Genomic DNA, 25,789 nt, shown 5'->3' on the forward strand with positions numbered 1-25,789 from the left:
AGATTGATTTTCAATCAGCAGATTGTAACTATTTGTCTAGCAATATAAAAACGTTAATTTGCATCAACATCTATTTTTTCACCAAGCATTAAACCGTCATTAACACCACACATTTGCCCGTTACGTCGTATTGGCTAATCACGATGAACAAATTAACTAACAACACACATATTTATGCTTAAAGTTTAGTTGGTTTTTCACACAATGATAGTATTAACATTTGTACCAATAGTAACAATAAAGCCGCGTTCATCACGACAAATAATCTGTCGTGATAATAATAAGCGAGTTACTTCGTTATGACGGTTGACGGTATCGGTTTGGAACGTTTTAATTTTTGCACCATGACATACATACTTGGCACTACAAATAAAGGATCGACAATACCGAGTGCCATACCTGCGATAATAATTATTCCTAACGATCCCATTGCATTTGCTCCTGGCCCAGCTTCGCATAACAGCGGCAATGTGCCCAAAATCATAGTTAATGAGGTCATTAATATCGGCCTTAAGCGCGTTTTGGTTGCTTCTAAAATTGCAGCGCGAGGCAAATAACCTTGAGCTTGTAATTCATTAGCAAACTCAGTGATCAAAATACCGTGCTTACAAATCAATCCAATTAAAGTAATTAAACCAATTTGTGAATACACATTTAAGCTGTAATCACTAAAATATAAAGCCCACAAAGCGACAGATATAGTGATAGGTAATGACAACATCACCACTAATGCATCTACCACACTTTCAAACTGTGCACTTAATACCATGTAAATAAACACTAATGCTGCAATAAAGACGAATAGCATTTGTTGATTGGCATCTAAATATTGTTTGGCGCTATCAACATAGCTATAACGCGCATTGGTCGGCAGAAGCGTTGGTAACATTTTATTTAACGCATTGATCCCCTGCCCCATGCTGACACCATCAGCCAATCGAATCGATAATGACGCCGATGTCGCACGATCATATTGATTAAGTGCGTGTGGCCCTAATTGATTGTTAATACTAATCAACTCAGATAATGGCACTAAGGTACCATTATTATTACTGATCCTAAGTTGTAAGAGTGCATTCGGTGTTAAAGTATAAGCCGACGCTAATTGTAAATGGAGAGGATAATTAGCACCTTGATAGCTCATATCATTATTGAATGTCTTACCACTCATGGCTAATTTTAACACTTGCTGAATATTATACAGCGACACACCATATTGAGATGCCAGCACACGGTTGATCTGGATCTTAAACTGATTTTGATCGAATTTTAATCCACTTCTTGCATGAACAAATAACGGCGACTGCTGAATCTTATGAGCAAGCACTGTCATCTGTTGGGATAACGTTTTTTCATCAGCACTGCTGCTAACATTAATATCAATGCCATTACTATTACCATGTCGCCCACCTCCCGTTTCAATGGCGGGGATCACACCAGTAAACACCGTATTACCACCTACTTTTAAACGCGCATCGATCTTTTCACTGATCGCCTGTGCTGATAGCTGACGTTGATCCCATGGTATTAACGTTACAAAACCACGAATAAAATCACTACTGGTCAAAATAGCTACATGCGCAATATCAGGGATCTGACGCAACTGCTTATTCATATTGTTGATCATTCGTTGCTCAGTAGCATCGTCACTGCTGCCCACTAAAGGCTGAAACAAAAAGATTTGCCCGGAATCTTCTGCAGGTAACATTTCTGATGGTGTCTGCATAAATGGCCAATAACTGCTGACTAAAATAATCACCATCAATACTAATGTCATTTTACGATAATCGATAGTTGAGGCTAATACGCGCTGATAAACCATCGCTAAATGAGTTAACTTATTATTAATCCACGTTTCAAACCGACCCGCGGGGTGATGATTCATCATTTTACTGCACATCATCGGCGATAACGTTAATGCCACCACACCAGAAATAATCACAGTCCCCGCTAAGGTAAACGCAAACTGCTGGAACAACTGACCAGTAATACCATCGACAAGTCCAACAGGAATATAAACCGCCGCTAATGTTAAGGTGGTCGCTATAATAGCAAATCCAATTTGACGACAAGCAACCACGGTCGCTTTACGCACAGATGAGTGATGCCGTAACTGACGATGAACATTCTCAACCACGACTATCGCATCATCAACCACCAGCCCAACCGCTAATAACATCGCCAATAAGGTTAATGAATTAATACTAAACCCTGCGAGCTTTAAAATAATAAACGAACAAGATAAGCACACCGGAATGGTCACAATAGGAATCAAAGCAATACGTAAGTTACCTAAAAATAACCAAATCACGCCAGCAACTAACAATACAGCTAATCCAATCGCAAAATAAACATCATTGAGAGAAGTAATAATAAAGGTCGATTTATCTAACAATACCGTCGCTTTCATACCACTTGGTAGAGTAGTCGAATTAAGTAATTGGTGTACTTGTTGTGATAACACTAACGGATTAGCCGTCGCAGTATATTGCGGATTAAGCACAAACAGCATCGCATTCTTCTTTGAAAAATCCACTAAAGGCTGCAATTCAAGTTGGCTACTGGGTGTACCGATGGTTACCGTGGCAATTTGTGATAAGCGAATCGGTTGTTGGCCATATACCGCCACAATGGTATTACTAATCGCCGTTAAATTTGAAATAGCCCCTGTTGATACTAATTGGTATTGACTTTGTGTTCCCGATGTTTGACCACTTAATGCGGTAATACTGTCAATATCAGCTAATTTGTTGATAACCTTATTTAGCGTCAAGCCATAGTGCTGCACTTTATCTGGATTGATCGTAATTAACACTGATTGTGCAGAGCTAGGAGCAACACTTACCGCTCCTGCTGCGGGCAACTGTTCAAGCTGTGGTAATAACGAATTAATACCATATTGATGAAATTCATATTGTTGTTGATGTGGTCCAGGCGTTAAACCAATCAGCATTGCAGGCATACCCTGATCATCAGATTTAAAAACATCAGGTGTTATATCATCCGGTAACTGACTTTCAATATTACCGATATCATTATGGATCTCACTTACCAAGGTATCTATTCCATGTTCATCAATACTGGTAGCTACATCAATAATTATACTGCCTCGACCTTGGTGAGCCGTTGCTGTTAAATGACGGATCCCTTCCGTACCCGCGATAGCGTTTTGAATCGGAATCAGTACTTCCGTCATCATATTTTGCGCAGCAATAGCATTGTCATACACAACAATTTGAATTTTTGACTGACTAATTTGAGGTGTATAACGCCAAGGTAACTTTTGACTAAACAACAACCCTATAAATACGGGTATTAACCATAATACGGTGCACAATACTGGGCGACGAAGACAAAGTTCAGTTAATTTCATGCTTGAATTGCTTGTGGTTGAGTATTGGTATTGGTATTGGTATGTACATGTTGAGGATGAACAATCTCTACTTTTTGATCGGTACGTAAATAATTTTGACCATTCACAACAAGCTGCTCACCAACGTTTAAGCCCGATAAAATTTGTACATAGCCATCATAATAATCACCTACTTTTACATTGCGTAACCGCGCTATATTATCAACCACAACAAAAGCTTGAGCCCCTTGAATATTGGTCATCAAAGCGGATGTCGGTATCGTTATTTGATGAGGTAATCGTTGTGTTTGTTGAACAACCTTGAGGTATTGTCCAGCAGAAAAGGGAGCGAATGGCGGTAACAGCGCTTGTAATGTTACTAACCCCGTAGCGGTATTGGGTGCAATATAAATCACACGTCCAGTCTCTTGAATCGATGGTATTAGCTCTGATTGCACCAAGACATGCTGTCCTAGTTTATAATCCTGGCGATGTAATGCAGGTAGTTGATATTCAATCTTTAATTGATGTGGCGTGTATAGCGTTGCTAGGATATTACCCACGGTAACAATATCCCCAACATGGTAGTCGGTTGAGCTAATTACGCCCGTAAACGGCGCTTTAATTGTCAACTGAGCTAATAAACTTTTATCTTGATCAAATTGTGCTAACGCCTGTTTGTAACTACTTTCACTGTCATCATAAACACTACGTGAAATTAGACCTTTGGCACTTAACTGCGCTTGACGTTGCCATGCCTGCTGCGTCGCCACTAACAATGCTTGATCATGAGCGACTTTAGCTTCCGCTACTTGTGGATCCAATTGTACTAATACCTGCCCTTTAGTGACAGTTTGACCTGCATTAAACAAAATGGCCGTGATCTTATTGGTCTGTAAACATTTTAATGCCACGACATTATGGCTTTTTACCACACCATAGCCCGTCACTTGCTGAATAATAGTACGTGATTTAATTGGCTGCGTTTCAACTTGAATCACAGGAGCCACTGGCGCTATAGCGATAGTATTTGAACCACCATCACAACCTACCAACGTAAATGCCATGGCAGTAATAACCAACATTGAAACTGCTGTTCGTTTTAACATGATCTATTTCCTAGAACATAAAACAATATGAGCTAGGATAAACCAGCACAATATACCTATAAGGAATACAATATTATCAAGGCTGATTGTTTAATACATCATTACCTGTGAACTTTACGCTGTTTTACATTAACTAAGACAAAAAGAGCAGCAGCACGACTAGCAATAATACAGCGCTGATAAGTTGCCACAATAATAACGGATCACGTTCAATTAATGGTCGTGACAGTAACGGGGAGGAAGACGACGGTGTTTTAAGCCCATTGATGAGCTCTGAAAGAGCTTGATAACGGTATTGCGCATGAGGATGACACATTTTCTTAACGTTCATCTCTAACCATCGCGGTAAATCTTGTCGATAGGAGGATATCGCAGTGTAATTCATTTTCATTGCAACAGGCGCTTGTGAGTGGGAACTTAGACGTTGATACGGTAGTGATCCCGTCAGCATTTCATATATCATCACCCCTAATGAAAATTGCTCACTCAATATTGAAGGTCGTCCACCAGCATGACATTCTGGTGCCAAATAATTTAAATCTCCGTATGGATGCTTCATTTTTATTGATGAGTATAACTCTTGATACCCATTGACCCACGCACTGCCAAAATCAATCAAGGTCACACTTAAATCTGAGTGTAAGATAATATTTTCTGGTTTTATATCCGCATGATAAATCCCCTGCCGCTGCAAAGTACGTATCACCGTCACAATGTCTGCCACAATCATTCGTACCGTTGTTAATGATGGCTGCGGATTATCCATGATCCATTGGCGCAAAGTTATTCCCTCAACAAACTCACACACATGATAAAGAAACACAGATTGCGCATTATGGTTAAATATTTTCATGACCCCTGCATGCTGACATTGTTGCCCAAGCCAGCCTTCGCGCACAAAGCAGTGTAAATAGTCACTATCATCCACTCGGTTCGGTGAAGGCATTTTTAGCACATAATACTGTTTATCATCATTAGATTGCGCCAAATAAAGATAGCTTCGACACCCGGCATCAAGCACTCGACAAATCACAAATTGATCAATACGTTGCCCAACTTTGAGCGCTAGCGGAATGGTCTTATTAGCTGACTCAAGCAACGCTTCATCAAACGCTAACCTTGGTAGGGCTTCAATATCTAATATCACACAACTGGTATTATCTTGTGACCCAAGCTGCTGCGCATTACTCACAAGCTGATATGCTTGCCGTTCTAAGTACTGACACCCATGTTGGGTCGATAATAATGGTGGCATGTTATCTACGTGGAAAATCTTATCGAGATACTGCACGACATCACTCTCATCATGGATACCATCCGTCGTCATCACTAACTTATCACCCACGTTCAGGGGTGCTGACTGATAATCGACTTGCAGTTGGGCGTCGATGCCTAATGCTCGCGTAAGATAATGCTGCCCATCATAGTGAGCACGACGATGATCTTGGGTTAAACAGCGACAATTATTATCACCCCATAAATAAACACGACAATCTCCAATATGGAACACATGGGCAGTATTCGATTTAATGATCACTACCGACAATGACGTCACCGGCGCATCTTGTGGTAAATCGGCTTGCTGTCCATGATGGAATAACCATAAATTAAGAGTATTTAATACTGAGGATGCTGCTTCTTTGACGGATAAGGTGGTTGCTGTCGCTAAATAATCTTCAATAAAATGAGTCACACTCAATTGACTAGCAATATAACTGCGATTACTACAACTGACGCCATCAGCAATACAAGCAACGACTCCTTTGTGCTGTAACTCTATTGCTTTTGATGGTGATAACACCGCAAAGGCATCCTGATTATGTTGCTTTTTCCCCGCATCAGAATAACCACCATAACGTACAATCAGATTAGCTACCGTCATGATCTTCCTTATTCATTTACACCATTCACTGATACTAGTAATCCATACCATTACCTACATGATAAACCGACATGATTTATTGGTATGATCAACCGACATCAATTAACTAACATCAATTAACCAACATCAATTAAAGTCACACTGCCATCATCATTAATTTCTGCCATTTTACCTGAAGGCTCTTTAAGCGCTAATAACGTCACAAAACCGAGAACAGCGGTTAATGCGATAATGATAAAAAAAGTACTGTATTCAACCATGGACAAAATAGTCAAATAACACACTGCCCCAACATTGCCATACGCCCCTGTCATTCCAGCAATTTGACCCGTCATACGGCGTTTAATTAATGGCACAACAGCAAATACTGCCCCTTCACCAGATTGAACAAAGAACGAACAAATCATTGCCGCTAACACCGCACTCCATAGTGGCCAACCGACAGTAATATTCGCCATTAACACATACCCCATCGCTAAACCCGCAGTTAAAATCAATAACGTTGCTTTACGACCAAATCTATCCGACAACCAACCACCACCGGGGCGCGAGATTAAATTCATAAATGCATACGAAGAGGCCACTATCCCCGCCATCACTGGTGTTAATGTAAAGATGTCAGCAAAAAATAACGGTAACATTGATACCACCGCTAATTCAGATCCAAAAGTAGTAAAATAAAGCACATTAAGCACTGCAACCTGACGAAAAGAATACCGATGAAGTGCTGGCACTGGTTGCGATAACATCTTACGGTTAGCTCGCCACAACTGATTAATATCAAACAAATAAAGCCCAATTAACCCCACATAAATAACGTAACTTATCTTGGTATCTAATAGTCCAATCATTGCTGATGAGAGCTTCCACACTAATAACCCCATTGCCGCATACATCGGAATTTTCATTATGATTAATAACAATAAATCACTGCGTGAGGTCACTTCCATCGCCCCGATATGCTTGGATTTATAATACGTTGCGCCCTTGGGGGTATCTGTAACAGTGAAATAGAAGATGACAGCAAAAATAACACTTAACCCGCCAGTCACCGCCATTGCATAACGCCAACCATCATCACCACCAAACCACAATGCTAATGACGGCAATGTAAACGCAGCAGCAGCAGAGCCAAAATTACCCCAACCACCATAAATACCTTCAGCAGTACCGAGTTCATGATGTGGAAACCATTCCGACACCAACCGAATCCCGATCACAAACCCTGCCCCAATAAAACCGAGGGCAAAACGGGCCATCGCGGCTTGCATAAACGTAGTTGAAAATGCAAACACAAAACAGGGAATGGCACATAGTGCTAATAACAAGCTATACACTATTCGTGGACCATATCTATCCGTCAGCATGCCAACCACAACCCGCGCTGGGATCGTTAACGCCACATTTAATATTAATAAGGTTTTAATTTGCTCGGTGGTTAATCCTAATGACGTTTTTACCGCTTGCAACAAAGGTGCAAAATTAAACCACACCATAAAAGTAATAAAAAACGCCAACCAACTTATATGGAGTATTTTCATCTTGCCGCGAAAAGAGAACAAATTAAACTTAATATAATTAGACATCATTGCTCCCTGTTAGCGTATTAAAGAAACGATAAGTTGTACCTGAACACTACCGTTAAAGCGCCGCACAGGATAAGTTGGCACTAACATTTCTGCCGATTCTAAACACTGACCACTTTCAAGACAAAAATGCTGTTTATAAAGCGGTGAAGCCACCACCACAGTTCCATTTAATGAGCCGACGATGCCACGAGAAAGAACATTCGCCTTACCGATTGGATCATAATTATTAATCGCATAAAGGGTATTATTATGACTACACAAAAACAGCGCTATCTGATGACCATTCACCAATGCACACGCACCAGCATCAAGATATAAATCATCTTCATCACAAACAGTAATCCATTGATTAATCATAATTTATCCTTGATCGGTAATGTTAACAACCGCAATAGTCTCACCACTTTCAGGCCACACTCTCGGCGTACGTTGTTCACGAACAGTTTGATAAGCCAATCCCAAATCAGGTTGATGGCTATTAATAAAATGTTGAAACCGACGCAGCTTTTGCGGTGATTCAAGCGTGGTTTTCCATTCACATTGATAAAGGCTCAGACTTTGTGCCATTTCTTGCTCAAGCTCCGAGGCAATATTGAGTGCATCCTCAATCACTACTTGGCGTAAATAATCAATGCCACCATCAAGATTTTCAAGCCATACGGAAGTACGCTGTAATCGGTCTGCGGTACGAATATAAAACATCAATATTCTATCGATATATTGAATCAGAGTGTCATTATCGAGATCAGCAGCAAACAAATCCCCATGACGAGGACGCATACCACCATTACCTGCAATATATAAATTCCAGCCTTGTTCAGTTGCAATTACACCAATATCTTTTGACTGCGCCTCAGCACATTCACGAGTACAACCAGAAACAGCAAATTTGAGTTTATGAGGGGAACGCAAGCCTTTGTAACGATTTTCAAGATCAATCGCAAATGCCATACTGTCAGCCATTCCATAACGACACCACGTCGAGCCCACACATGATTTTACAGTACGAACGGATTTACCATACGCATGCCCAGTCTCAAATCCCGCATCAACAAGTAAGCGCCAGATCTGAGGTAACTGATGCAATTGCGCGCCAAATAAATCAATCCGTTGCCCACCCGTAATTTTGGTATAGAGCTTAAATTGTTGTGCTACCTGCCCTAAGATAATCAATTTTTCAGGGGTGATCTCTCCGGCTGGAATACGAGGCACCACTGAATACGTACCGTCTTTTTGCATATTACCGAGATAAACATCATTTGTATCTTGTAAGCCAATATGTTGTGGTTCAAGAATATAGTCATTCCAAAATGATGCGAGGATTGAACTGATGGTAGGTTTACAAATATCACACCCTAGTCCTGAGCCGTATTCAGTTAATAATGCACTAAAGGTTTTGATCTTCTTAACACGAATAATATCGGCTAATTGTTGGCGACTATAACTAAAATGTTCACATAGAGAATGATTGATCTCATGTCCTCTTGCTGCTAATGCTACTTCCATGATTTGTTTTGCAAAAGAAGCACACCCGCCGCATCCCGTACTGGCTTTAGTCATTGTTTTAAGCTGTGTCATATCAACACACCCCTCAGCAACAGCTTGGCAAATCTGTCCCTTATTAACATCAAAACATGAACACACTTGCGCGGTATCACTCAAGCTATCTTCTGTTGTTGGTGTCATCGCCGCTAAGGCTTGAGGCATTAATAATAGCGATGGTGGGCTAGGTAATGGTGATTGATTCAGTGTGAGTTGCAATAGTTGAGAATATTGCTCAACATTGCCAACTAACACTGCCCCAAGTAATTTATCACCTCGCTCTGAAACAATAATCCGTTGATAACTTTGCTCAACATCATTGGATAAAGTGAACACTTGCGCAGCATCGATCGTAGTATGAACATCACCAATACTGGCGACATCTACCCCTAAAAGCTTTAACTTAGTACTCATATCAGCACCAGTAAACACCGCATCAATACCACAAACTATCGATGCTGCAACTCGTGCCATTTTATAACCCGGTGCCACTAAACCAAAAATACGATTATTCCATAGTGCGCACTCACCAATAGCGTAAATATCACGGTCACTGGTTTGACAATGATCGTTAACCACGATTCCACCACGCTCACCAATAGCTAAACCAGCTTGTTTCGCTAAGGCATCTTGAGGACGAATGCCAGCAGAAAATACCACCATATCCGTTTCTAATTCTGTGCCATCAGCAAAAATTAATTTATAACGACACTGATCACCCGCTACAATTTTTTCAGTGACTTTGCTGGTATGAACATTGACCCCTAGGGCTGTTATTTTTTGACGTAATAGCTCACCACCGCCCTCATCAAGTTGAACCGCCATTAACTGAGGGGCAAACTCAACCACATGGGTTTCTAACGCCATATTTTGCAATGCATTTGCAGCTTCAAGTCCAAGTAATCCGCCACCAATCACAACCCCAACTTGGCTTTGTTTACCAGATGCCGCAATGGCTTTTAAATCATTAATAGTTCGATAAACATGACAATGTTCAGCATCATTACCCATAATAGGAGGCACAAAAGGATATGATCCAGTAGCTAAAATCAAACGATCATAAGCTACCTCTTCACCATCATCCGTTATGATCATTTTATGTGCACAATCAATCTTCATCACTCGCTGATTAATATGATAACTGACCCCCGCTTGTTGGTAATCACACTCATGAGCAAGCGCTAAATCTGCAGCCGTTTTGCCTTTAAAATAATGACTCAATTGAACCCGATCATAGGCTAAACGATCTTCTTCTGAAAACGTGATTAACGCTATATTTTGCTCACTATCTCGCGCTAAAACTTGTTCAATAAAATGATGCCCAACCATGCCATTGCCAACAATAACCACCCGTGTTCTGTTCATTTTGATCTCCTTATCTATGCCCATTTTTGAGGTTTATTGTACGAGGTTAAACTTTCTATTTTTAATGAATGCCAAGCTAAGCTCTCACTTAACTTCACCACCTCACCAATAATAATTAACGCTGGCGATACAATGTGTTGTTGTTTAACCTGTTGAGGGAGTGTTGCCAATGTAGCGTTAATAACACGTTGCTCATCAGTACAGCCTTTTTCAATTATTGCCGCCGGTGTTGTTGCTATTAATCCGGCATTGATCAATTGCCGACAAATCAAATCAACTTTGGATAACCCCATATAAAACACTAAGGTATGTTTAAGCTCAGCCAAAGCTTGCCATGCAATTACAGCCTCTTTTTCAGTATGAACGGTGACGAAAGTACACCCTTGAGAGACGCCTCGATGGGTTAATGGAATACCAGCATAAGCACTGCAACCGCTAGCGGCAGTAATCCCTGGCACTAAATCAACCTTAATTCCGCGTTGGCGCAAAAACTGAATTTCTTCACCGCCGCGACCAAAGATAAATGCATCACCACCTTTTAAACGGCACACTTGCTTTCCTTGGTGTGCTAAATGCACTAATAATTGATTAATCGCCATTTGAGGCAAGCTTTGCAGCCCCTTTGCTTTACCAACAAAAATGGTTTGGCAGTTCGATTGTACTAACGCCATAATCGCATCACTGACTAAACGGTCATAAACCACAACATCAGCGCTCTCTAATGTTTTTAATGCTTTCAAGGTCAACAAATCGGGATCACCAGGACCCGCTCCGACTAATGTCACGCTGCCTTGGTTATTATTAGCATCGACGGCTTGTGTTATCTGGCACCATCGAGTATTAATGTCATCAGTAAGAGACGAATATTGTTGCGGCTTCAATGGCTTCATGGTTTACCTCGATATTATATGGATGAAGATTGACTTATTTGGCTTTATATTTATGTCTTATTTCCTAAAGCAAACTTAATGCCAGTCACTAATAAAACTATATTTATCCTTGCCAATTCGTTGAATTTAAATAACTTAAAAATAAAACCAATAAATAGATCTCTTACAATAAAAATATTAAGACTAATAATAAACACCTTTATAGTGCATTGCTCATTATTATTGCACCAAAATAATCAAACCTTGGCATTGTTAATTAATTAATAATTATAAACAAAGCACACAAACAAACCTAACCTATTAATAAAAAACAAATAATCAACAATAACAAACAAAAACTAACGCAACTACAGCTCTGGTATATATATTGCTATTTATTAAGTATATATTTTTAATCTTATTATTTATAAAGGAACTTCAACCAATGGATAATGAAAAAACATCATGGGTAAAATCCACTTGTGCTTATTGTGGTGTCGGTTGTGGAATAGAAGCCAGAATAAATAATAATGGAAAACTTGAAATAAAAGGAGATTCACACCATCCAGCTAATAAAGGGCTGTTATGTTCAAAAGCATTAAATTTAGTAGAAACACTGGTTAGCGATAATAAAATGTTAACCCCTCAAATATTAAATCAACCCGTAAGTTGGAATGAAGCATTAAATCAAACCACTTTGCAGTTACAAGAAACAATTACAAAATATGGTGCTGATTCGGTCGCTTTTTATGTGTCAGGACAATTACTCACAGAAGATTATTATGTCATTAATAAATTAGCAAAAGGCTTCATTGGAACAGCAAATATTGATACCAATTCACGTTTATGTATGTCATCAGCAGTTGCAGGACATCAACGGGCTTTTGGTGAAGATTGTGTCGCAGGCTGTTATGATGATTTAGACGCTGCAGCAGTGGTAATACTAACCGGTTCTAACCTTGCTTGGTGCCACCCAGTCCTTTTTCAACGCTTAAAACTAGCACAAAAAAAACATCACACTAAAATCGTGGTCATCGATCCTCGTCATACCGCAAGCTGCGATATTGCAGACTTACACCTTGCGATTACACCTGACAGTGATGTGGCATTATTTACGGGTTTATTAAATTATTTAAACAATAATAACGGTTTTGATCATGATTATATTAATGCTCATACTCATAATATTCAGTCCGCTTTAGCAACCGCAACAGCTTTAGAACAAACGGCTGACATCAGTCAATTAACAGGTATTAGCAAACAACAACTAAATGAATTTTATCAACTCTTTACTGATAATCCACGCACTGTCACCGTCTATTCTCAAGGTGTGAATCAATCGCTATCAGGTACAGATAAAGTCAATGCTATCATTAACTGTCATTTAGCTACTGGACGTATAGGAAAACCAGGAGCAACCCCTTTTTCTATTACTGGCCAACCTAATGCAATGGGGGGACGAGAAGTTGGAGGATTAGCAACAACCTTAGCCGCTCACCTTGATTTTCAGCATCCAGAACATTGGCAACTCTTACGTAATTTTTGGCAAACAGATAACCTTGTCACCCACCCCGGTTTAAAAGCCGTGGATATGTTTGATGCAGTTGCCCGAGGGAAAATAAAAGCTATTTGGATCATCGCGACCAACCCTGCAGCCAGCTTGCCCAATAGCCATAAAGTTCATCAAGCGTTAGCGCAATGTCCATGTGTTATCGTGTCAGATTGTGTCGATAATAATGATACTTTACGCCATGCAACGATCAAGCTCCCGGCTCAAGGTTGGAGTGAAAAATCAGGCACAGTTACCAATTCAGAACGTTGCATTTCTCGTCAACGTCGCTTAATGCCAACTCAAGGTGAAGCTAAACCTGATTGGTGGATCATTACTCAAGTCGCTCAACGAATGGGATTTAAAGAAAGTTTTCATTACACCAATGAAGCTGAAATATTTGCTGAGCATGTCGCTTTAACAGCCCAAAATAATCACCCACACCAAACACCACGTTTGCTTAATTTAAGTGGGTTAAGTGATCTTACTGCACACGAATACGATACTTTATTACCGCAGCAATGGCCGTTAAATAATGATGCTCTACACCAGCCACGCTTATTCAGTGATGGCATTTTCCCCACTCAAGATGGTCGTGCTCGTTTTGTTAAAACAGACTATAAGCCACTGATTAAAAATATATCAACCACATATCCATTACTATTAAATACAGGTCGAGTGCGTGATCAATGGCACACCATGACACGAACGGGGCTTTCGGCCACCCTTGCTCATCACACCCAAGAACCACTGATCGCAATCCATCCCTCAAATGCTAAACAATATCAGATCAAGAATAACCATCTTGTCAGTGTAAAGAGTCAACATGGCCATGCTATTTTTCGAGCACATATAAGTAATGATGTTCAACCTAACAATGCGTTTATTGCGATTCATTGGACACAGCAAACATCATCATCAGGCAGTGTCTGTTCATTAATTGGAGAGCAACAAGATCCTATTTCAGGGCAACCGCAGTATAAAGCGACCCCAATTCAATTAACGCCAATTCCTTTCACCACTGAAGCTATATTAACCACCACCACAGCACTAACATTAGCAAACTTACCATCACAGACAACACTTTATTGGGTATCTAAAAAAGTCACAGCAGGCTATCAATATCATATTAATTCAGCCTTAAACCTCAACGTATTAGAACAAATATTGGTTCGCTATTTTATGCCAACATCGGCTACCCATTTAAGAGCAATTAGCGCTCAACATCGCCGAATTATCATGCTGAATAATGACCGATGTGTCCGTTCACTACTGATTCAAGAAAATAACAATAAGCCGATGATTAACCCACCAGCAAACATTCTTACCTGTCGCAGTGATGAATTAGCATTGCATCAATTTCTCAATGGCAAAGACAATATTGCAGCACCTAAAATTATTTGCGCTTGTAAGCAAATAACCAAACAACAATTAGTATCAACTATCACTGAAAAACACATACAAAATGTAGAAGCATTAAGTCAAGCCACAACCGCTGGTACAGGGTGTGGTGGTTGCTGGGCTGAATTAGAAGCATTACTCAATCAACAATAGATCACGACGGTTAAATAAACATACTCCATGCTCTTGCTTACTAAGCGTATTTAACACCCGTTCTAAAATGACCATAAAACAAACAATAAGAAGCTTGTTTTTTATTCGATCTTATAAAATCCACCAGTTTGATTAAAAATATTTATCGTCACAATAAATATTTTACATTTAAAGCGTTGAAAATATCCATTGAGAGCCTTAGAAAACGAAAACAAACATTAACTACCTAATAAATAACAATAGTTTTAAATGTAACAAAAAAGTAAACGCTAACATTAGAACACAATAATATTTTGTCACATTCAAATACAAATGATAATAACTCTCAATTACGTAAATAATAGTTTACAGTTATTTTTTTGCTCGCTGCGTATATATTTGCATGTAATTTAAATAATCTTTAGCATCTATTTCCAATGCAGACACCCATTAAATAAATACATTTCAACATATATTATTATTTAATGAACATATATGAATCTATTATTATCCAATATAACAGGATCTATCATGAAAAAATCAATTCTAATTACATTATTATTATCAAGCACAGTACTCGCAGGTTGTAATTCAATTAAAGAGGCTGCAGGTAATATGGTATTAGGCGAAGACTTAGTTCAAGCCGCTGAAAAACTTGATCATTGTGATATGTCTGGCCTAAATACATTAGAGCATATCGCAAAGACGGATCATGATATGAGAGGTTCGGCAGCGCTTATTGCACTGGGTGCAAACTATGCGGCGGCAGGTAATACAGCCAAAATTAATACTATTGCAAAACAACTTCATGCTCAAACACCAAATAAAACGCTTGAATATGTAAAACAAGAAATTATTAATTCAGGTAAAACTCAACAACAAAACCGCATTAATAATGGTTTATCTGGTAACTGCCAGTAATAAAAAAGGTGGTTATTTATTTAACCACCTGTAATTATATTTTTTAATTTAGATACGATACTATTTATATTAGTACTACTCTATTTAAACTAAATATAAAAATCTTTAATTCCTTGTAATAAATTGTTCACCGCAACTGCGGCTAAAATCAATCCCATTACACGGCTAATAATAGCGGCACCAATATTACCAATCCATTTTTGAATTGTTGTCGCACTCAGTAGTAATAGCAAACTGACAAATAAAACCGCCACCATCACCCCTGCGGTTATTGCTTGATCCACCACTGAATAACGATGGTTATCAGTTAACATCACCACCGCCATCATGGCACCAGGAGAGGCTATCGAGGGAATAGCTAAAGGATAAACAGCGAGATCCGCAAGTTCTGAATGACTAATATCTTGAGTTAATTTTTGTTCCTGTTCTGGCTTACTTTCACCAAAAATCATCGTTAACGCAAACAGTAATAGTACTAAACCACCAGCCGCCTGAAATGCAGGCAGTGGAATTTGCATTGCTTCAAGTAATAATTGCCCAGCGACTAAGAAAAAAATCAAAACGCCACTCGCAATCGCAACAGCTTTTAATGCCACTTTACGACGCTGTTTTAATGTTAAATGTTGAGTCTGTGATAAATAAACTGGCACCGACCCGATAGGATCAATAACAGCCCAAAGCACAACAAACTGAGTAATTATAATACCAAGCAAAAATCACCTCTCCGATAATGAATACAAATTCCATTTACTAATAAGATAGTTATCTTATTCTATTAAAGATTTTAGTTTTGGTTATAAACCTAGCCTGACAATGCTACAAATAAACGTCTAATTTCAATTTATTGATATCTTTTTGAAAGATATCAATAAAAAGATAATAACTCGATTTTACAATTTCTCAGCTGCCGCGGTAAATCCATTCGCAGAGAGATTAAATCCAGCAATATCGACATACTCTTTCTTTTGAAATAATGTCAGTACTTTGTCCATATTGCCTGAATTATTACCAGAATAAGCATATGCAGTACAATTATGTGTTGTAGGATCGTAGTGAGTATTTACGCGTAATACAATTTCATCCGCAACATTTAAATTACTGAAAGCAGGCACATATAACCAATTACGGCATGCTGTTGCTCGTGTTTCCATATGATCAAGAAAATCAATGCGAGATAAGCGTTGGCCGTTATTAGTAAAATGAAAAATATAAGCTTGATTACCGAAATCTGTTTTGGTCACGATTTCATTTTGCGCAGGGAGCGCTTGGTAACTATTGTGCTGTGTCGTACCAGCAAAGGCACTAGGAGCCATAAAACTTAATGAAAGCAAAAATGAAGAAATAACGGTAGTTCGGTTAAGCACTGCGTGCACTCCAATGGCTAAATGTCGCTAATAGTCATCTAATATGACTATTAGCGATAATAACGCAATAGCTTTTACCGTAATTTTATTTTCAGCTTTGGTATTTATACAGTTTTTTATACTGCAGTGTTAATCAATCAATACTAAAGAGTCTAAAATACCTTTACCACTATGAATGCCACCTTCATTTTCACTTGCAGGCTTACTACGAATTAAATATCCCGCGTAACCATCAAGGTCAGTAACGGGCTGGCCTTTAAAATAAGCGGTAAATAAACCTATTTCACTGACTAAATCATTCACAACCGTCGCTTTAGCATCACGAATAGCAACAGTAGGTACGTCTCGTTCATGAGGATATAAACGCTGCATTAACGCCCAAGCATCATATTCAGCAACCGTTAATTTCGCTAACGTTGCACTAATATCATCGCCAAAAACACAGTGGCCACCGCCCTCACCTTGATTCTTAAGTACCCATTCACTTTTTATCGCTTCAGTATTAAACCAATGAATCGTATCAGTATTAATCGGCTTCATTTCTGCTAACACACTTTTAATTAGCTGGGCTTCTTCAAGTGTAACTCCCCAACGGACATACTCTTGGGCTGGCATCATGGTTAATAACATTTGCATCGTTTTACTGGTTGCCAACTGCTGACCAACCGTAGCATTAAGAGCAACATGGTGCTGCTCAATAAAGACGCGCATTTGGCTTAAAGTATAACAACACACCGCTTCATTAAGCTCGGGAGCGCAATAATCTGAATATTGATAACCCGCACGTAAATACACCACATCTACCGCGCCAACCCCGTCTAAGATCAAGCGTTGATTTGGGCCAGTTATTAATTGGGCACTTAATTGTTCAAAGGTACGTCTTACGGTACGCACGCCTTGTTGCTGCAACGCTATTTCTAACAGATGCTGATCATAAACATTATCTTCATTTTTCTGCACCACCATTAAAAATACCGGTGAGCCTTGCTCATTAAAATCGGCTTTTATTTGGGTTGCAGCGGTCACAATGCCATTAGCTAATTGTGTTAAGCCTTCATTTTCAGCGGGTATGGCAGCGGCATCTTCTAACCATGATTGATAGGTTTCAGGCCATTGGCGTTGCATAAAGGCATGAAATTCAGTTGCACGTTGTCCAAATGGAGCCATCCCCGCAGCAATACCATTAAATTCAATGACTTTAGCGCCATATTGACGATCATCCATAAAATCCGTTCGCATTAACAGTAATGGCTGACGAGCAGGATCAAGTGGGTGAGTGGCTGTGCCATGAATTTGCTGATGAAGCGCCATTAAACGACCAAAGAAAGGATCCGCTTTTGCCATATCACTCAATGAGGATTGTAAAAAATCAGGATCTTCAGCCACATTACTGATCAATTTAGTAAGAAGCGGCACCACACGACGTAAATGCGCATAAACCTCTCGCTCTATCGTCATCGGAGCAATACTCAATGGACAGTGCTTGGCTGTATTATCCGCTTGACGAAAAGCCACACCATGCATAATTGCCCATTCACAAACATCTTCAATAATCTGTGGTGCAATCACTGTTTTTTTATTGATATTCATACTTTAATCGCTCTTTAATCTAGCCTAATTTGACACTGATGTTTATCTATAATGTCGACGACAGGGTTGCCGATGTGAGTCCAAAGGTTGTGGTTAATTGTTCATTTTGCTGCTGCTCTTGTTGTGCTAAATAGAGATCTCGATAATCTCCGTCTTGAGTAATTAAAGCATCATGTGTTCCACTTTGGACAATTTGACCTTGATTCATCACTAAGATTTGATCTGCATTTTGAACCGTCGATAGTCGATGAGCGACAATAATGACTGTTCTGCCATCTTGAATATTATCCAAGGCAATTTTGACCGCTTCTTCTGTTTCACTATCAATATTGGCGGTGGCCTCATCTAATAAAAACACCTGTGGGTTGTGAGATAACGCTCTCGCCAACGCTAATAATTGGCGCTCTCCAACCGATAACGATCCACCACCAATGCTTGGACGATGATGATAACCGCCATTTAAGCGTTGAATAAAATCATCCGCTCGCACCTGTTTAGCAGCATTAATCGCACGCTCTTCATTCAGTGTCGCATGCGACAATTCAATGTTATCAAGCACCGAGCCACTAAAAATGGTTGGATCTTGAGAAACTAAACCAAACATTTTGCGCAACTGAGCTTCAGGGATCGACACTAACGGCTGTCCACCAACCAATATTTGTCCTTGCTGATGTTGATAAAAACGCATCAACACATTGATAATAGAGCTTTTTCCACTGCCGGTGTGTCCAACTATCGCAGTAAATTTCCCACCTTTAGCGACAAAACTAACATCTTTTAAAACAGGCTGCCCCTCTTCATAACTCAAGTTAACATTGCGAAATTCGATATCACATTGTGGCGGCATCGCAACATTCATTGTTAATGAAGATTGAGGTTCAGGTTTATCATCAAACAGTTCAAAAATACGCTTTGATGATACTGTCGCAATCTGCAACTTTCGTAGCTCCATTGATAGCTGTCTAAAGGGGTCAAAAAAGCGTTCAATATAGTTTAAGAAAGCATATAACGTACCCACATCAATAACGGTAGTTAACGATCCGGTTGCAAACCATGCCACAATGCCCGCTGCAGTTAATGTAGACACTAGGCGGGTTAACGGAATCAACATTAAGCTATCAATACCGATAGATTTAGACCGAAATGCAAACCATCGTTGATTTTCCTGCTCAAACTTATTTCGAAAAGCATCTTGCTGTCTAAAGGCTTGAATTAATGCCATGCCTTGTAACGACTCATTTAATCGACCATTAATAGAGCTTATCTGCTCTCGAACCCCATTAAATACTGGCATTGAGATTTTTCGATATAAATGCATCGTAAACAACAAGGTTGGAATCAGCACTAAGCTCAATAACATCAAGCGCCAATCCAGCATTGCAATCGCAATAAAAATCGCGCTAATTCGTAATCCACCTTGAATAATCGTTGGAATGGTCGACACAAACATTTCACGCATTGATTCAGTATCATTAGTAATATATGACACCAAAGTACCCGCTGGTTGTTTATCAAAAACACGAATTGGGTAATTCAATATATGGCTAAACAAATTTCGACGTATATCATTGATAACCAATAATGCACTGTGACGAAATGTTACCGCTTGCCAATAAGAAAACAGTGCAGCAATTAAATAAGATCCCATTACCGCAACGATAAGCCAACCAAGGTGTTGCCATTCAAAGTGTTGCGGCACAATCACATCATCAACAATAATCTTCGCTAACCAAGGGATCGTCATCTCAGCAGCCACCGCGACAGCTAACAACATAAACGCCACCACGAATCGGGCTTTATGAGGCAATGAATAAGCCAGTAATCGCCAAAATAACGTTGTTTCCCCCGCCGTCGTTTTAAGCATGCGTCACCTCTGCTGACAATGTAGACTGTGTCTTCGTCGCTCCCGCTGAATTCAAATGTGTTTGACGTTGATAAACCGTTGCATACCACCCTTGTTGATGCATTAATTCAGCATGAGTGCCTCGTTCGGCTATCTGCCCTTGATCCAAAACCAAAATATGATCCGCATGAATCAAATTAGCTAAACGCTGCGTCACTAATACCATCGTTTTATGCCCGTAATGTAGCTTCATATTTTTACGAATGATCGCTTCCGTTTTCATATCTAAAGCGCTAAATGGGTCATCTAATAACAAGATATTGGCACCAGAAAGCAATGCGCGAGCAAGGGTTAATCGTTGTCGCTGCCCACCAGATAAGTTAGTCCCACCTTCACGAAGCATACTATCAAACCCCTGCGGCATTGCTTCAATTTCAGATTTAATCGCTACCATTTCAGCAACATGCATAATTTCTTCACGTGTTGCATTAGGTTGAGCAAAAGCAATATTTTCAGCAATTGAACCGGAGAATAACAACGGCTTTTGAGGTACCCAGGCTAAATGTTGACGTAAGCTATCAAACGTCAGTAAATCAGTACCATAGCCACCAATGTAAATTTCAGAGGGCTTTGTCAGTGGAAATTGGCGCATGATTAAATGCAACAATGTACTTTTGCCACTTCCCGTTGGGCCTGTAATACCAACCAATCCTGCCGCTGGTACCTTAACTTGAATATCTTGCAGCGCACATTGATTGGCATCTTGATAAGCAAATTCAACAATATTGATTTCTAAATTCGGTTCAGCATCTTCAGGTAATATTTCACTGCCTTGTTTTACATCCGGCTGCTCTGCAAATAATGCTTCTAAGCGTGACCATGATGTATTACCACGTTGAAACACATTAAATTGCCACCCAAACTGCATAAATGGCCCCATTAATTGCCCCAAATAAAGGGTAAATGTCGTAAATAAACCAATGGTTATATTGCCCTGTGAAATCAACCATGCGCCATAAGCCAATGACAAAACAAAAGAAAAGCCATAAATAACTTGAACCGTTGGTGCAAACGCCGCATCCACTTTAGCGACAGCAAGATTCGTCGTGAGCGTATTATCTAACGATTGTTCAAATCGCTGTTCTTGGCGCGCACGAATGCCATGTGAACGAACGGCTCGCACGCCAGCGACGGTTTCACGGGCTTCTTCATTTAAATCAGAAAAACTGGCTTGAGCGGCATCAAATGCTTGATGTAAACGCGAACCATATCGATGCGTACAATAAATTAATAACGGGAAAGGCAGCAGAGCAACCGCTGTTAGCTGACCACTAACAACAAAGATCATTCCAAAAATAACCGTAAAGCCCGCAATAAAAGAATCCACTAACGTCATAATCCCCATACCCGTAGATTCTTCTACTGCGCTTAGATCATTAGTTGCGTGTGCCATCAAATCACCAGTACTACGACGAGCATAAAATGACGGTGACAATAAAGATAATTGGTGAAACAAATCTTGTCGTAGCACGCGTGTTATGCCAATAGCAGCACCATATAATCGGCTTTGCCATATATAACGTAAGCCATACATTGCTAAAGCAGATCCAACAATTCCACTAATATCAATGAGTAAGGACGATAAATTCAATCTATCATGACTGATATCATCAACAATATGACCAATTAACCATGATGGAATCAAATTAAGTAAAGCAACCACTTGCAAGGCAACAATGGCAATCAAATATTGCTTAGCAAACATTCTAATGTAGTGGCGTAACTTCCAAATAATAGCCATAACTTACTTCGCCTTAACCTATCTTTTTATTGTTCGCAATCAGGTTGCAATGTATTTTTCTGTTGCAGATATACATCAAAATTCATCCCTTGTTGAAGCTCCATCTGTTGCTGTTTATTGTGTGACTCTTGTGCTAAAAATTGTAAAGTCATAATCTCATCAGCGGCTATATCTGCTTTTTTATATGTTGGCAGATGCTGCTGTGACAAAGAATGAACTAACGTGTTATATGACATATTTTCAGCTATCATTTGTGCCAACATCTGAGCAGATGGTGTTAATGATGGTTGATGTACTTTATGCAGTTCTTGTTGAAGAACGTCTTGATAAGCATGAGTGTCAAAAGCAATATCAAATTGTTTTGCAACCGTCAGTAACGCAGAAAACATATCCTCAGCAAGATCTTGTAATGATTGTTCACCAGTTAATGTCGGCAACATAACTCCAGGTTTACGCCCTTCAATTGCGACTAATTGCTGACGTTTATCAATAATCGAACGCTCTTGAGTTGTCATTTTAATACTGGGTGTTAAAGCACAGTAAGTCATGAAAATATCAAGGAACTGAGTTTGTGCTTCACTAATGCCAAAGGGAAGATAAGGGTTATTATCAACACTACGTAATTCAATATATTGCACACCATGATGACAAAGGGCATATAACGGTCGCAAATTATCACTGACTATTTTAGGTCTTACTGTACCGTATAATTCGTTTTCTAATTGCAAAACTGAGCTATTAATCTGTTGATTGTCACGCAAATGAATATAACGTTCACTTGGTTGGTTTAATATCTTATACAGATCATCTAAATACCCTTGTTTAGAATTAAAACTCACCGAATAAAGTGACTGTTCATTACTGCTATATCCCAAATTACTTAACCGCAATGAGGTTGCCCATGGCAAATAATATGTCTCCTCATCCAAGCGTTGAAGATCGTGAGCTTTATTGACCAAATAACTTTTATCAACCGCAGGTGATGCGCCAAATAAATAAGCAATAATCCAGCCATGGCGTAATACATTACGTATCAAATCAAAATACCGCTCAGAAATAAACTCATCTAACGGTAAATCACTTTGAGTGTATAAATGCAGCGCTGTCCAAAACGATTCTGGCAATGAAAAATTATAATGAATACCTGAAATCAACTGCATGCGTTTACCGTAACGGTTTGCTAACCCTTGACGGTAAAGTGCCTTTAACTGCCCAGCATTTGACGTTCCATAATCAGCAATCTTAATTTGATCATCATTAGGTAAAATAGGAGGCATACTCGCTCCCCATAATATTTCATCGTCAGGTAAATGCGAGGCTACAAAATGATGTAATGTGGCTAAAAAATGAAACGTATCATGACGATCACTCATTGCTGGCGTGACTAATTCTATCTGAGCTTCACCAAAGTCAGTGGTTATTGATGGATGTGTTAACGCCGCACCTAAAGCCATAGGATGCGCTAATGGAGAAATACGCTTTTGAGCTGTGCTACGAATTGTCTCTCTTTCAATACCACGACGAATACCCTTTAGTGAATACAACGCCTGATATTGGCTAAAAAAAGACGTGATCGCATTGGTGGTATTTTTATTATGTTTATCTTTCATTTTTATTTCGCAAAAAGTATTAACTCTTATAAGACGAACAAACATGAAAAAAGACGCAAAAAAAAGAGAAAAAGATTAAATTAAAATAATATTAAATAAAAACAATAACTAACAGCAACCTTCTGACGTTGGTGTTATTTTTCGTTCATAGACAATCTGCCCGTTTTGATTAAATTCAAAATCACAACATGCCACTAATTGCTCACGAAATTTAATGCGAGCTCGCTGAATTCGGCTTTTAGCACCAGACAATGATAATCCTAATTGATTAGCGACTTCTTGTTGCGGCATGCCTTTAAGTTCAGCTAAACGTAACGGCTCTGCGTATTTCTTTGGTAATGAATCAATTAATGGATATAAGCACAATGCTAATTGCTCATATTCATCTGATATCAAATCATCATCATTGGCAGCTAAATCTTCTGGTAACTCAATAAAATATTGATGCTCACGATAATGATCAATCATGCGATTTTGAGCAATACGGTAAATCCAGCTTTTAAATTTTGTGGAAGAAGTCAGTTGGTGTAGATTATTACTTGCTTTAATATAGACGTCTTGAACAATATCATCCGCTAAATCAGCATCACCGAGTTGCTTCGCCACATAGCGTCGAAGCTGATCTTGATGTAACAACCATTGTTCTAACATAACCCCTTGACCTCAATATTTATGATAAACAATTCCATATTACTAGAATAGTGGTTCGCATGAATGCGTTATCTTAACAGAAGTATTGTAAATAGCGACACAAAAAGACCTAATCAAATAAAGACAAAAACAAACAACAACTTAAATAAAAACACCCTCTAATATATTAATGATACCCCTTGCATAACTACATAATATTTTACTGAAAATCATAGCGTATTTAAGATAGACTCTTTATGGTTGTGCTTGTTTCTTATCGCGATAACTTACGACACAGAAGAAAATGTCATGCCAATCAAAAACCAAAATATGCTCGGGGCGGTGTTAATTCTCATTGCGACGTTTTCCTTAACACTGAAAGACAGTGCAGATAAATATCTTATTCAACACGATTACCACCCTATTCAAATGGTTTTTTTTCGATTTGCGATCCCTTTTTTATGCATGGCTATTTTTATGCCCAAACAAACCAAGGTCGCTATTTTCGCCACCAATGGTAAGTTGATATTACGCGCCTTATTATTCTTAGTGTGTGCAGTCACATCGGTCATTGCGTTAAAATATATTCCGTTAGAAATGTATATCATCATTGTGCAGATGGGCAGTATTGCTTATATGCTTGGTGGCACTTTGTTTTTTAAAGAAACCCTGACACCAATAAAAATTATCGCTACATTATTAGGCTTTGTGGGCGTAATTATTGTTATAAACCCAACCAATATCGATGGTCTGCAATGGGTTTATTTATTACCTTTACTGATTGCTGTTGCTAATTCAGGTTATAATCTTATTACCAAAACTATTGATTCAAGCATCTCATTATTATCGGTGTTAATTAATTCATTCTTTATTTTAGGCTCAATATCTACGCTGCTTTTAATTGCTCAACCTCAAATGTGGATAACGCCATCCTTAACGGCACTACCTTATTTTATAACCATTCCTATTGTTACCATCATATCGCAACTGTGTTTAATTAAAGCCATGAACATCGCAGAAGCATCACATATAGCGCCATTCTTTTACTTTCAAATTATATTTTCTTGTATTTTTGGATACTGGATGTTTGATGAATTACCCACTTTTTATACCATTACTGGTGGGCTTTTTATTGTTGCAGCAGGGTTACTTATTACCTATTCTAATTATTTTCCTACAAATAAAAACAAGCAATAATAAACATGGCTTTAAAAATAAAACAGGTTTGGTGATATTCAAT

The 25,789-nt window shown here is 39.0% G+C and carries 17 protein-coding genes; 3 read left to right on the top strand and 14 right to left on the bottom strand.

The genetic code is table 11. The features are described 5' to 3' along the window. Positions 1-289: 289 nt before the first annotated feature. The 7 genes from CZ809_RS07955 to cobA form a co-directional block, all read right to left on the bottom strand. Positions 290-3,373 (bottom strand): efflux RND transporter permease subunit, encoded by a 3,084-nt coding sequence (locus CZ809_RS07955; protein WP_080156882.1) that lies wholly within the window; start codon positions 3,371-3,373, stop codon positions 290-292. Continuing rightward, positions 3,370-4,461: an efflux RND transporter periplasmic adaptor subunit gene (locus CZ809_RS07960; RefSeq protein ID WP_235865858.1), complete on the bottom strand. Its 1,092-nt coding sequence runs from the start codon at positions 4,459-4,461 to the stop codon at positions 3,370-3,372. The genes CZ809_RS07955 and CZ809_RS07960 overlap by 4 nt, the downstream gene beginning before the upstream one ends. A gap of 133 nt (positions 4,462-4,594) precedes the next feature. Next, the gene (locus CZ809_RS07965; protein WP_080156883.1) at positions 4,595-6,343 is read right to left on the bottom strand and encodes a bifunctional protein-serine/threonine kinase/phosphatase; all 1,749 of its coding nucleotides are present in this window, start codon (positions 6,341-6,343) and stop codon (positions 4,595-4,597) included. A gap of 116 nt (positions 6,344-6,459) precedes the next feature. Continuing rightward, the gene (locus CZ809_RS07970) at positions 6,460-7,929 is read right to left on the bottom strand and encodes a NarK family nitrate/nitrite MFS transporter (protein WP_080156884.1); all 1,470 of its coding nucleotides are present in this window, start codon (positions 7,927-7,929) and stop codon (positions 6,460-6,462) included. Positions 7,930-7,941: 12 nt separating this feature from the next. Next, positions 7,942-8,286, bottom strand: coding sequence for a nitrite reductase small subunit NirD (gene nirD / locus CZ809_RS07975; RefSeq protein WP_045027153.1), 345 nt, complete (start codon positions 8,284-8,286; stop codon positions 7,942-7,944). 6 nt (positions 8,287-8,292) lie between these two features. After that, positions 8,293-10,839, bottom strand: a complete 2,547-nt coding sequence (gene nirB, locus CZ809_RS07980; protein ID WP_080156885.1) for a nitrite reductase large subunit NirB — start codon at positions 10,837-10,839, stop codon at positions 8,293-8,295. A gap of 14 nt (positions 10,840-10,853) precedes the next feature. Continuing rightward, the gene (gene cobA, locus CZ809_RS07985; RefSeq protein ID WP_080156886.1) at positions 10,854-11,729 is read right to left on the bottom strand and encodes a uroporphyrinogen-III C-methyltransferase; all 876 of its coding nucleotides are present in this window, start codon (positions 11,727-11,729) and stop codon (positions 10,854-10,856) included. Positions 11,730-12,153: 424 nt separating this feature from the next. Here cobA and CZ809_RS07990 point away from each other — a divergent pair, with 424 nt between their 5' ends. Together CZ809_RS07990 and CZ809_RS07995 are read left to right on the top strand one after the other, a co-directional pair. Next, positions 12,154-14,811: a nitrate reductase gene (locus CZ809_RS07990; protein ID WP_080156887.1), complete on the top strand. Its 2,658-nt coding sequence runs from the start codon at positions 12,154-12,156 to the stop codon at positions 14,809-14,811. 510 nt (positions 14,812-15,321) lie between these two features. Next, the gene (locus tag CZ809_RS07995; protein WP_235865860.1) at positions 15,322-15,711 is read left to right on the top strand and encodes a hypothetical protein; all 390 of its coding nucleotides are present in this window, start codon (positions 15,322-15,324) and stop codon (positions 15,709-15,711) included. Positions 15,712-15,800: 89 nt separating this feature from the next. Here the strand turns inward: CZ809_RS07995 and CZ809_RS08000 are convergent, their stop codons facing one another. The 7 genes from CZ809_RS08000 to sigZ all read right to left on the bottom strand — a co-directional run bounded on the left by CZ809_RS08000 (position 15,801) and on the right by sigZ (position 24,570). Then, positions 15,801-16,424: a MarC family protein gene (locus CZ809_RS08000; protein WP_080156888.1), complete on the bottom strand. Its 624-nt coding sequence runs from the start codon at positions 16,422-16,424 to the stop codon at positions 15,801-15,803. A gap of 177 nt (positions 16,425-16,601) precedes the next feature. Next, entirely contained in the window at positions 16,602-17,075 is a 474-nt protein-coding gene (locus CZ809_RS08005; RefSeq protein WP_235865862.1) for a hypothetical protein, read from the bottom strand. Positions 17,076-17,204: 129 nt separating this feature from the next. Further along, on the bottom strand, positions 17,205-18,665 hold the full coding sequence (locus tag CZ809_RS08010; protein WP_080156889.1) for a glutathione synthase: 1,461 nt from the start codon (positions 18,663-18,665) through the stop codon (positions 17,205-17,207). 46 nt (positions 18,666-18,711) lie between these two features. Next, a complete protein-coding gene (locus CZ809_RS08015; RefSeq protein ID WP_080156890.1) occupies positions 18,712-20,529 on the bottom strand; it encodes an ABC transporter ATP-binding protein in 1,818 nt (605 codons plus the stop codon). Further along, positions 20,522-22,309, bottom strand: a complete 1,788-nt coding sequence (locus tag CZ809_RS08020; protein WP_080156891.1) for an ABC transporter ATP-binding protein — start codon at positions 22,307-22,309, stop codon at positions 20,522-20,524. The genes CZ809_RS08015 and CZ809_RS08020 overlap by 8 nt, the downstream gene beginning before the upstream one ends. 26 nt (positions 22,310-22,335) lie before the next feature. Next, positions 22,336-23,919 (bottom strand): glutamate--cysteine ligase, encoded by a 1,584-nt coding sequence (gene gshA, locus CZ809_RS08025; protein WP_080156892.1) that lies wholly within the window; start codon positions 23,917-23,919, stop codon positions 22,336-22,338. 108 nt (positions 23,920-24,027) lie between these two features. Next, the gene (gene sigZ, locus CZ809_RS08030; RefSeq protein WP_080156893.1) at positions 24,028-24,570 is read right to left on the bottom strand and encodes an RNA polymerase sigma factor SigZ; all 543 of its coding nucleotides are present in this window, start codon (positions 24,568-24,570) and stop codon (positions 24,028-24,030) included. Between the two features lie 288 nt (positions 24,571-24,858). Here sigZ and CZ809_RS08035 point away from each other — a divergent pair, with 288 nt between their 5' ends. Further along, positions 24,859-25,746: a DMT family transporter gene (locus CZ809_RS08035; protein ID WP_080156894.1), complete on the top strand. Its 888-nt coding sequence runs from the start codon at positions 24,859-24,861 to the stop codon at positions 25,744-25,746. The last annotated feature ends 43 nt before the right edge of the window (positions 25,747-25,789 follow it).

Source organism: Photobacterium piscicola (genome assembly GCF_900166965.1).
In the GTDB taxonomy this organism is placed as follows: Bacteria; Pseudomonadota; Gammaproteobacteria; order Enterobacterales; family Vibrionaceae; genus Photobacterium; species Photobacterium piscicola.

Bases quoted from the DNA above. Each gene is read 5' to 3' on its own strand.
- CZ809_RS07955 (WP_080156882.1), bottom strand. From the start codon at position 3,373: ATGAAATTAACTGAACTTTGTCTTCGTCGCCCAGTATTGTGCACCGTA.
- CZ809_RS07960 (WP_235865858.1), bottom strand. From the start codon at position 4,461: ATGTTAAAACGAACAGCAGTTTCAATGTTGGTTATTACTGCCATGGCA.
- CZ809_RS07965 (WP_080156883.1), bottom strand. From the start codon at position 6,343: ATGACGGTAGCTAATCTGATTGTACGTTATGGTGGTTATTCTGATGCG.
- CZ809_RS07970 (WP_080156884.1), bottom strand. From the start codon at position 7,929: ATGTCTAATTATATTAAGTTTAATTTGTTCTCTTTTCGCGGCAAGATG.
- nirB (WP_080156885.1), bottom strand. From the start codon at position 10,839: ATGAACAGAACACGGGTGGTTATTGTTGGCAATGGCATGGTTGGGCAT.
- cobA (WP_080156886.1), bottom strand. From the start codon at position 11,729: ATGAAGCCATTGAAGCCGCAACAATATTCGTCTCTTACTGATGACATT.
- CZ809_RS07990 (WP_080156887.1), top strand. From the start codon at position 12,154: ATGGATAATGAAAAAACATCATGGGTAAAATCCACTTGTGCTTATTGT.
- CZ809_RS07995 (WP_235865860.1), top strand. From the start codon at position 15,322: ATGAAAAAATCAATTCTAATTACATTATTATTATCAAGCACAGTACTC.
- CZ809_RS08010 (WP_080156889.1), bottom strand. From the start codon at position 18,665: ATGAATATCAATAAAAAAACAGTGATTGCACCACAGATTATTGAAGAT.
- CZ809_RS08015 (WP_080156890.1), bottom strand. From the start codon at position 20,529: ATGCTTAAAACGACGGCGGGGGAAACAACGTTATTTTGGCGATTACTG.
- CZ809_RS08020 (WP_080156891.1), bottom strand. From the start codon at position 22,309: ATGGCTATTATTTGGAAGTTACGCCACTACATTAGAATGTTTGCTAAG.
- gshA (WP_080156892.1), bottom strand. From the start codon at position 23,919: ATGAAAGATAAACATAATAAAAATACCACCAATGCGATCACGTCTTTT.
- sigZ (WP_080156893.1), bottom strand. From the start codon at position 24,570: ATGTTAGAACAATGGTTGTTACATCAAGATCAGCTTCGACGCTATGTG.
- CZ809_RS08035 (WP_080156894.1), top strand. From the start codon at position 24,859: ATGCCAATCAAAAACCAAAATATGCTCGGGGCGGTGTTAATTCTCATT.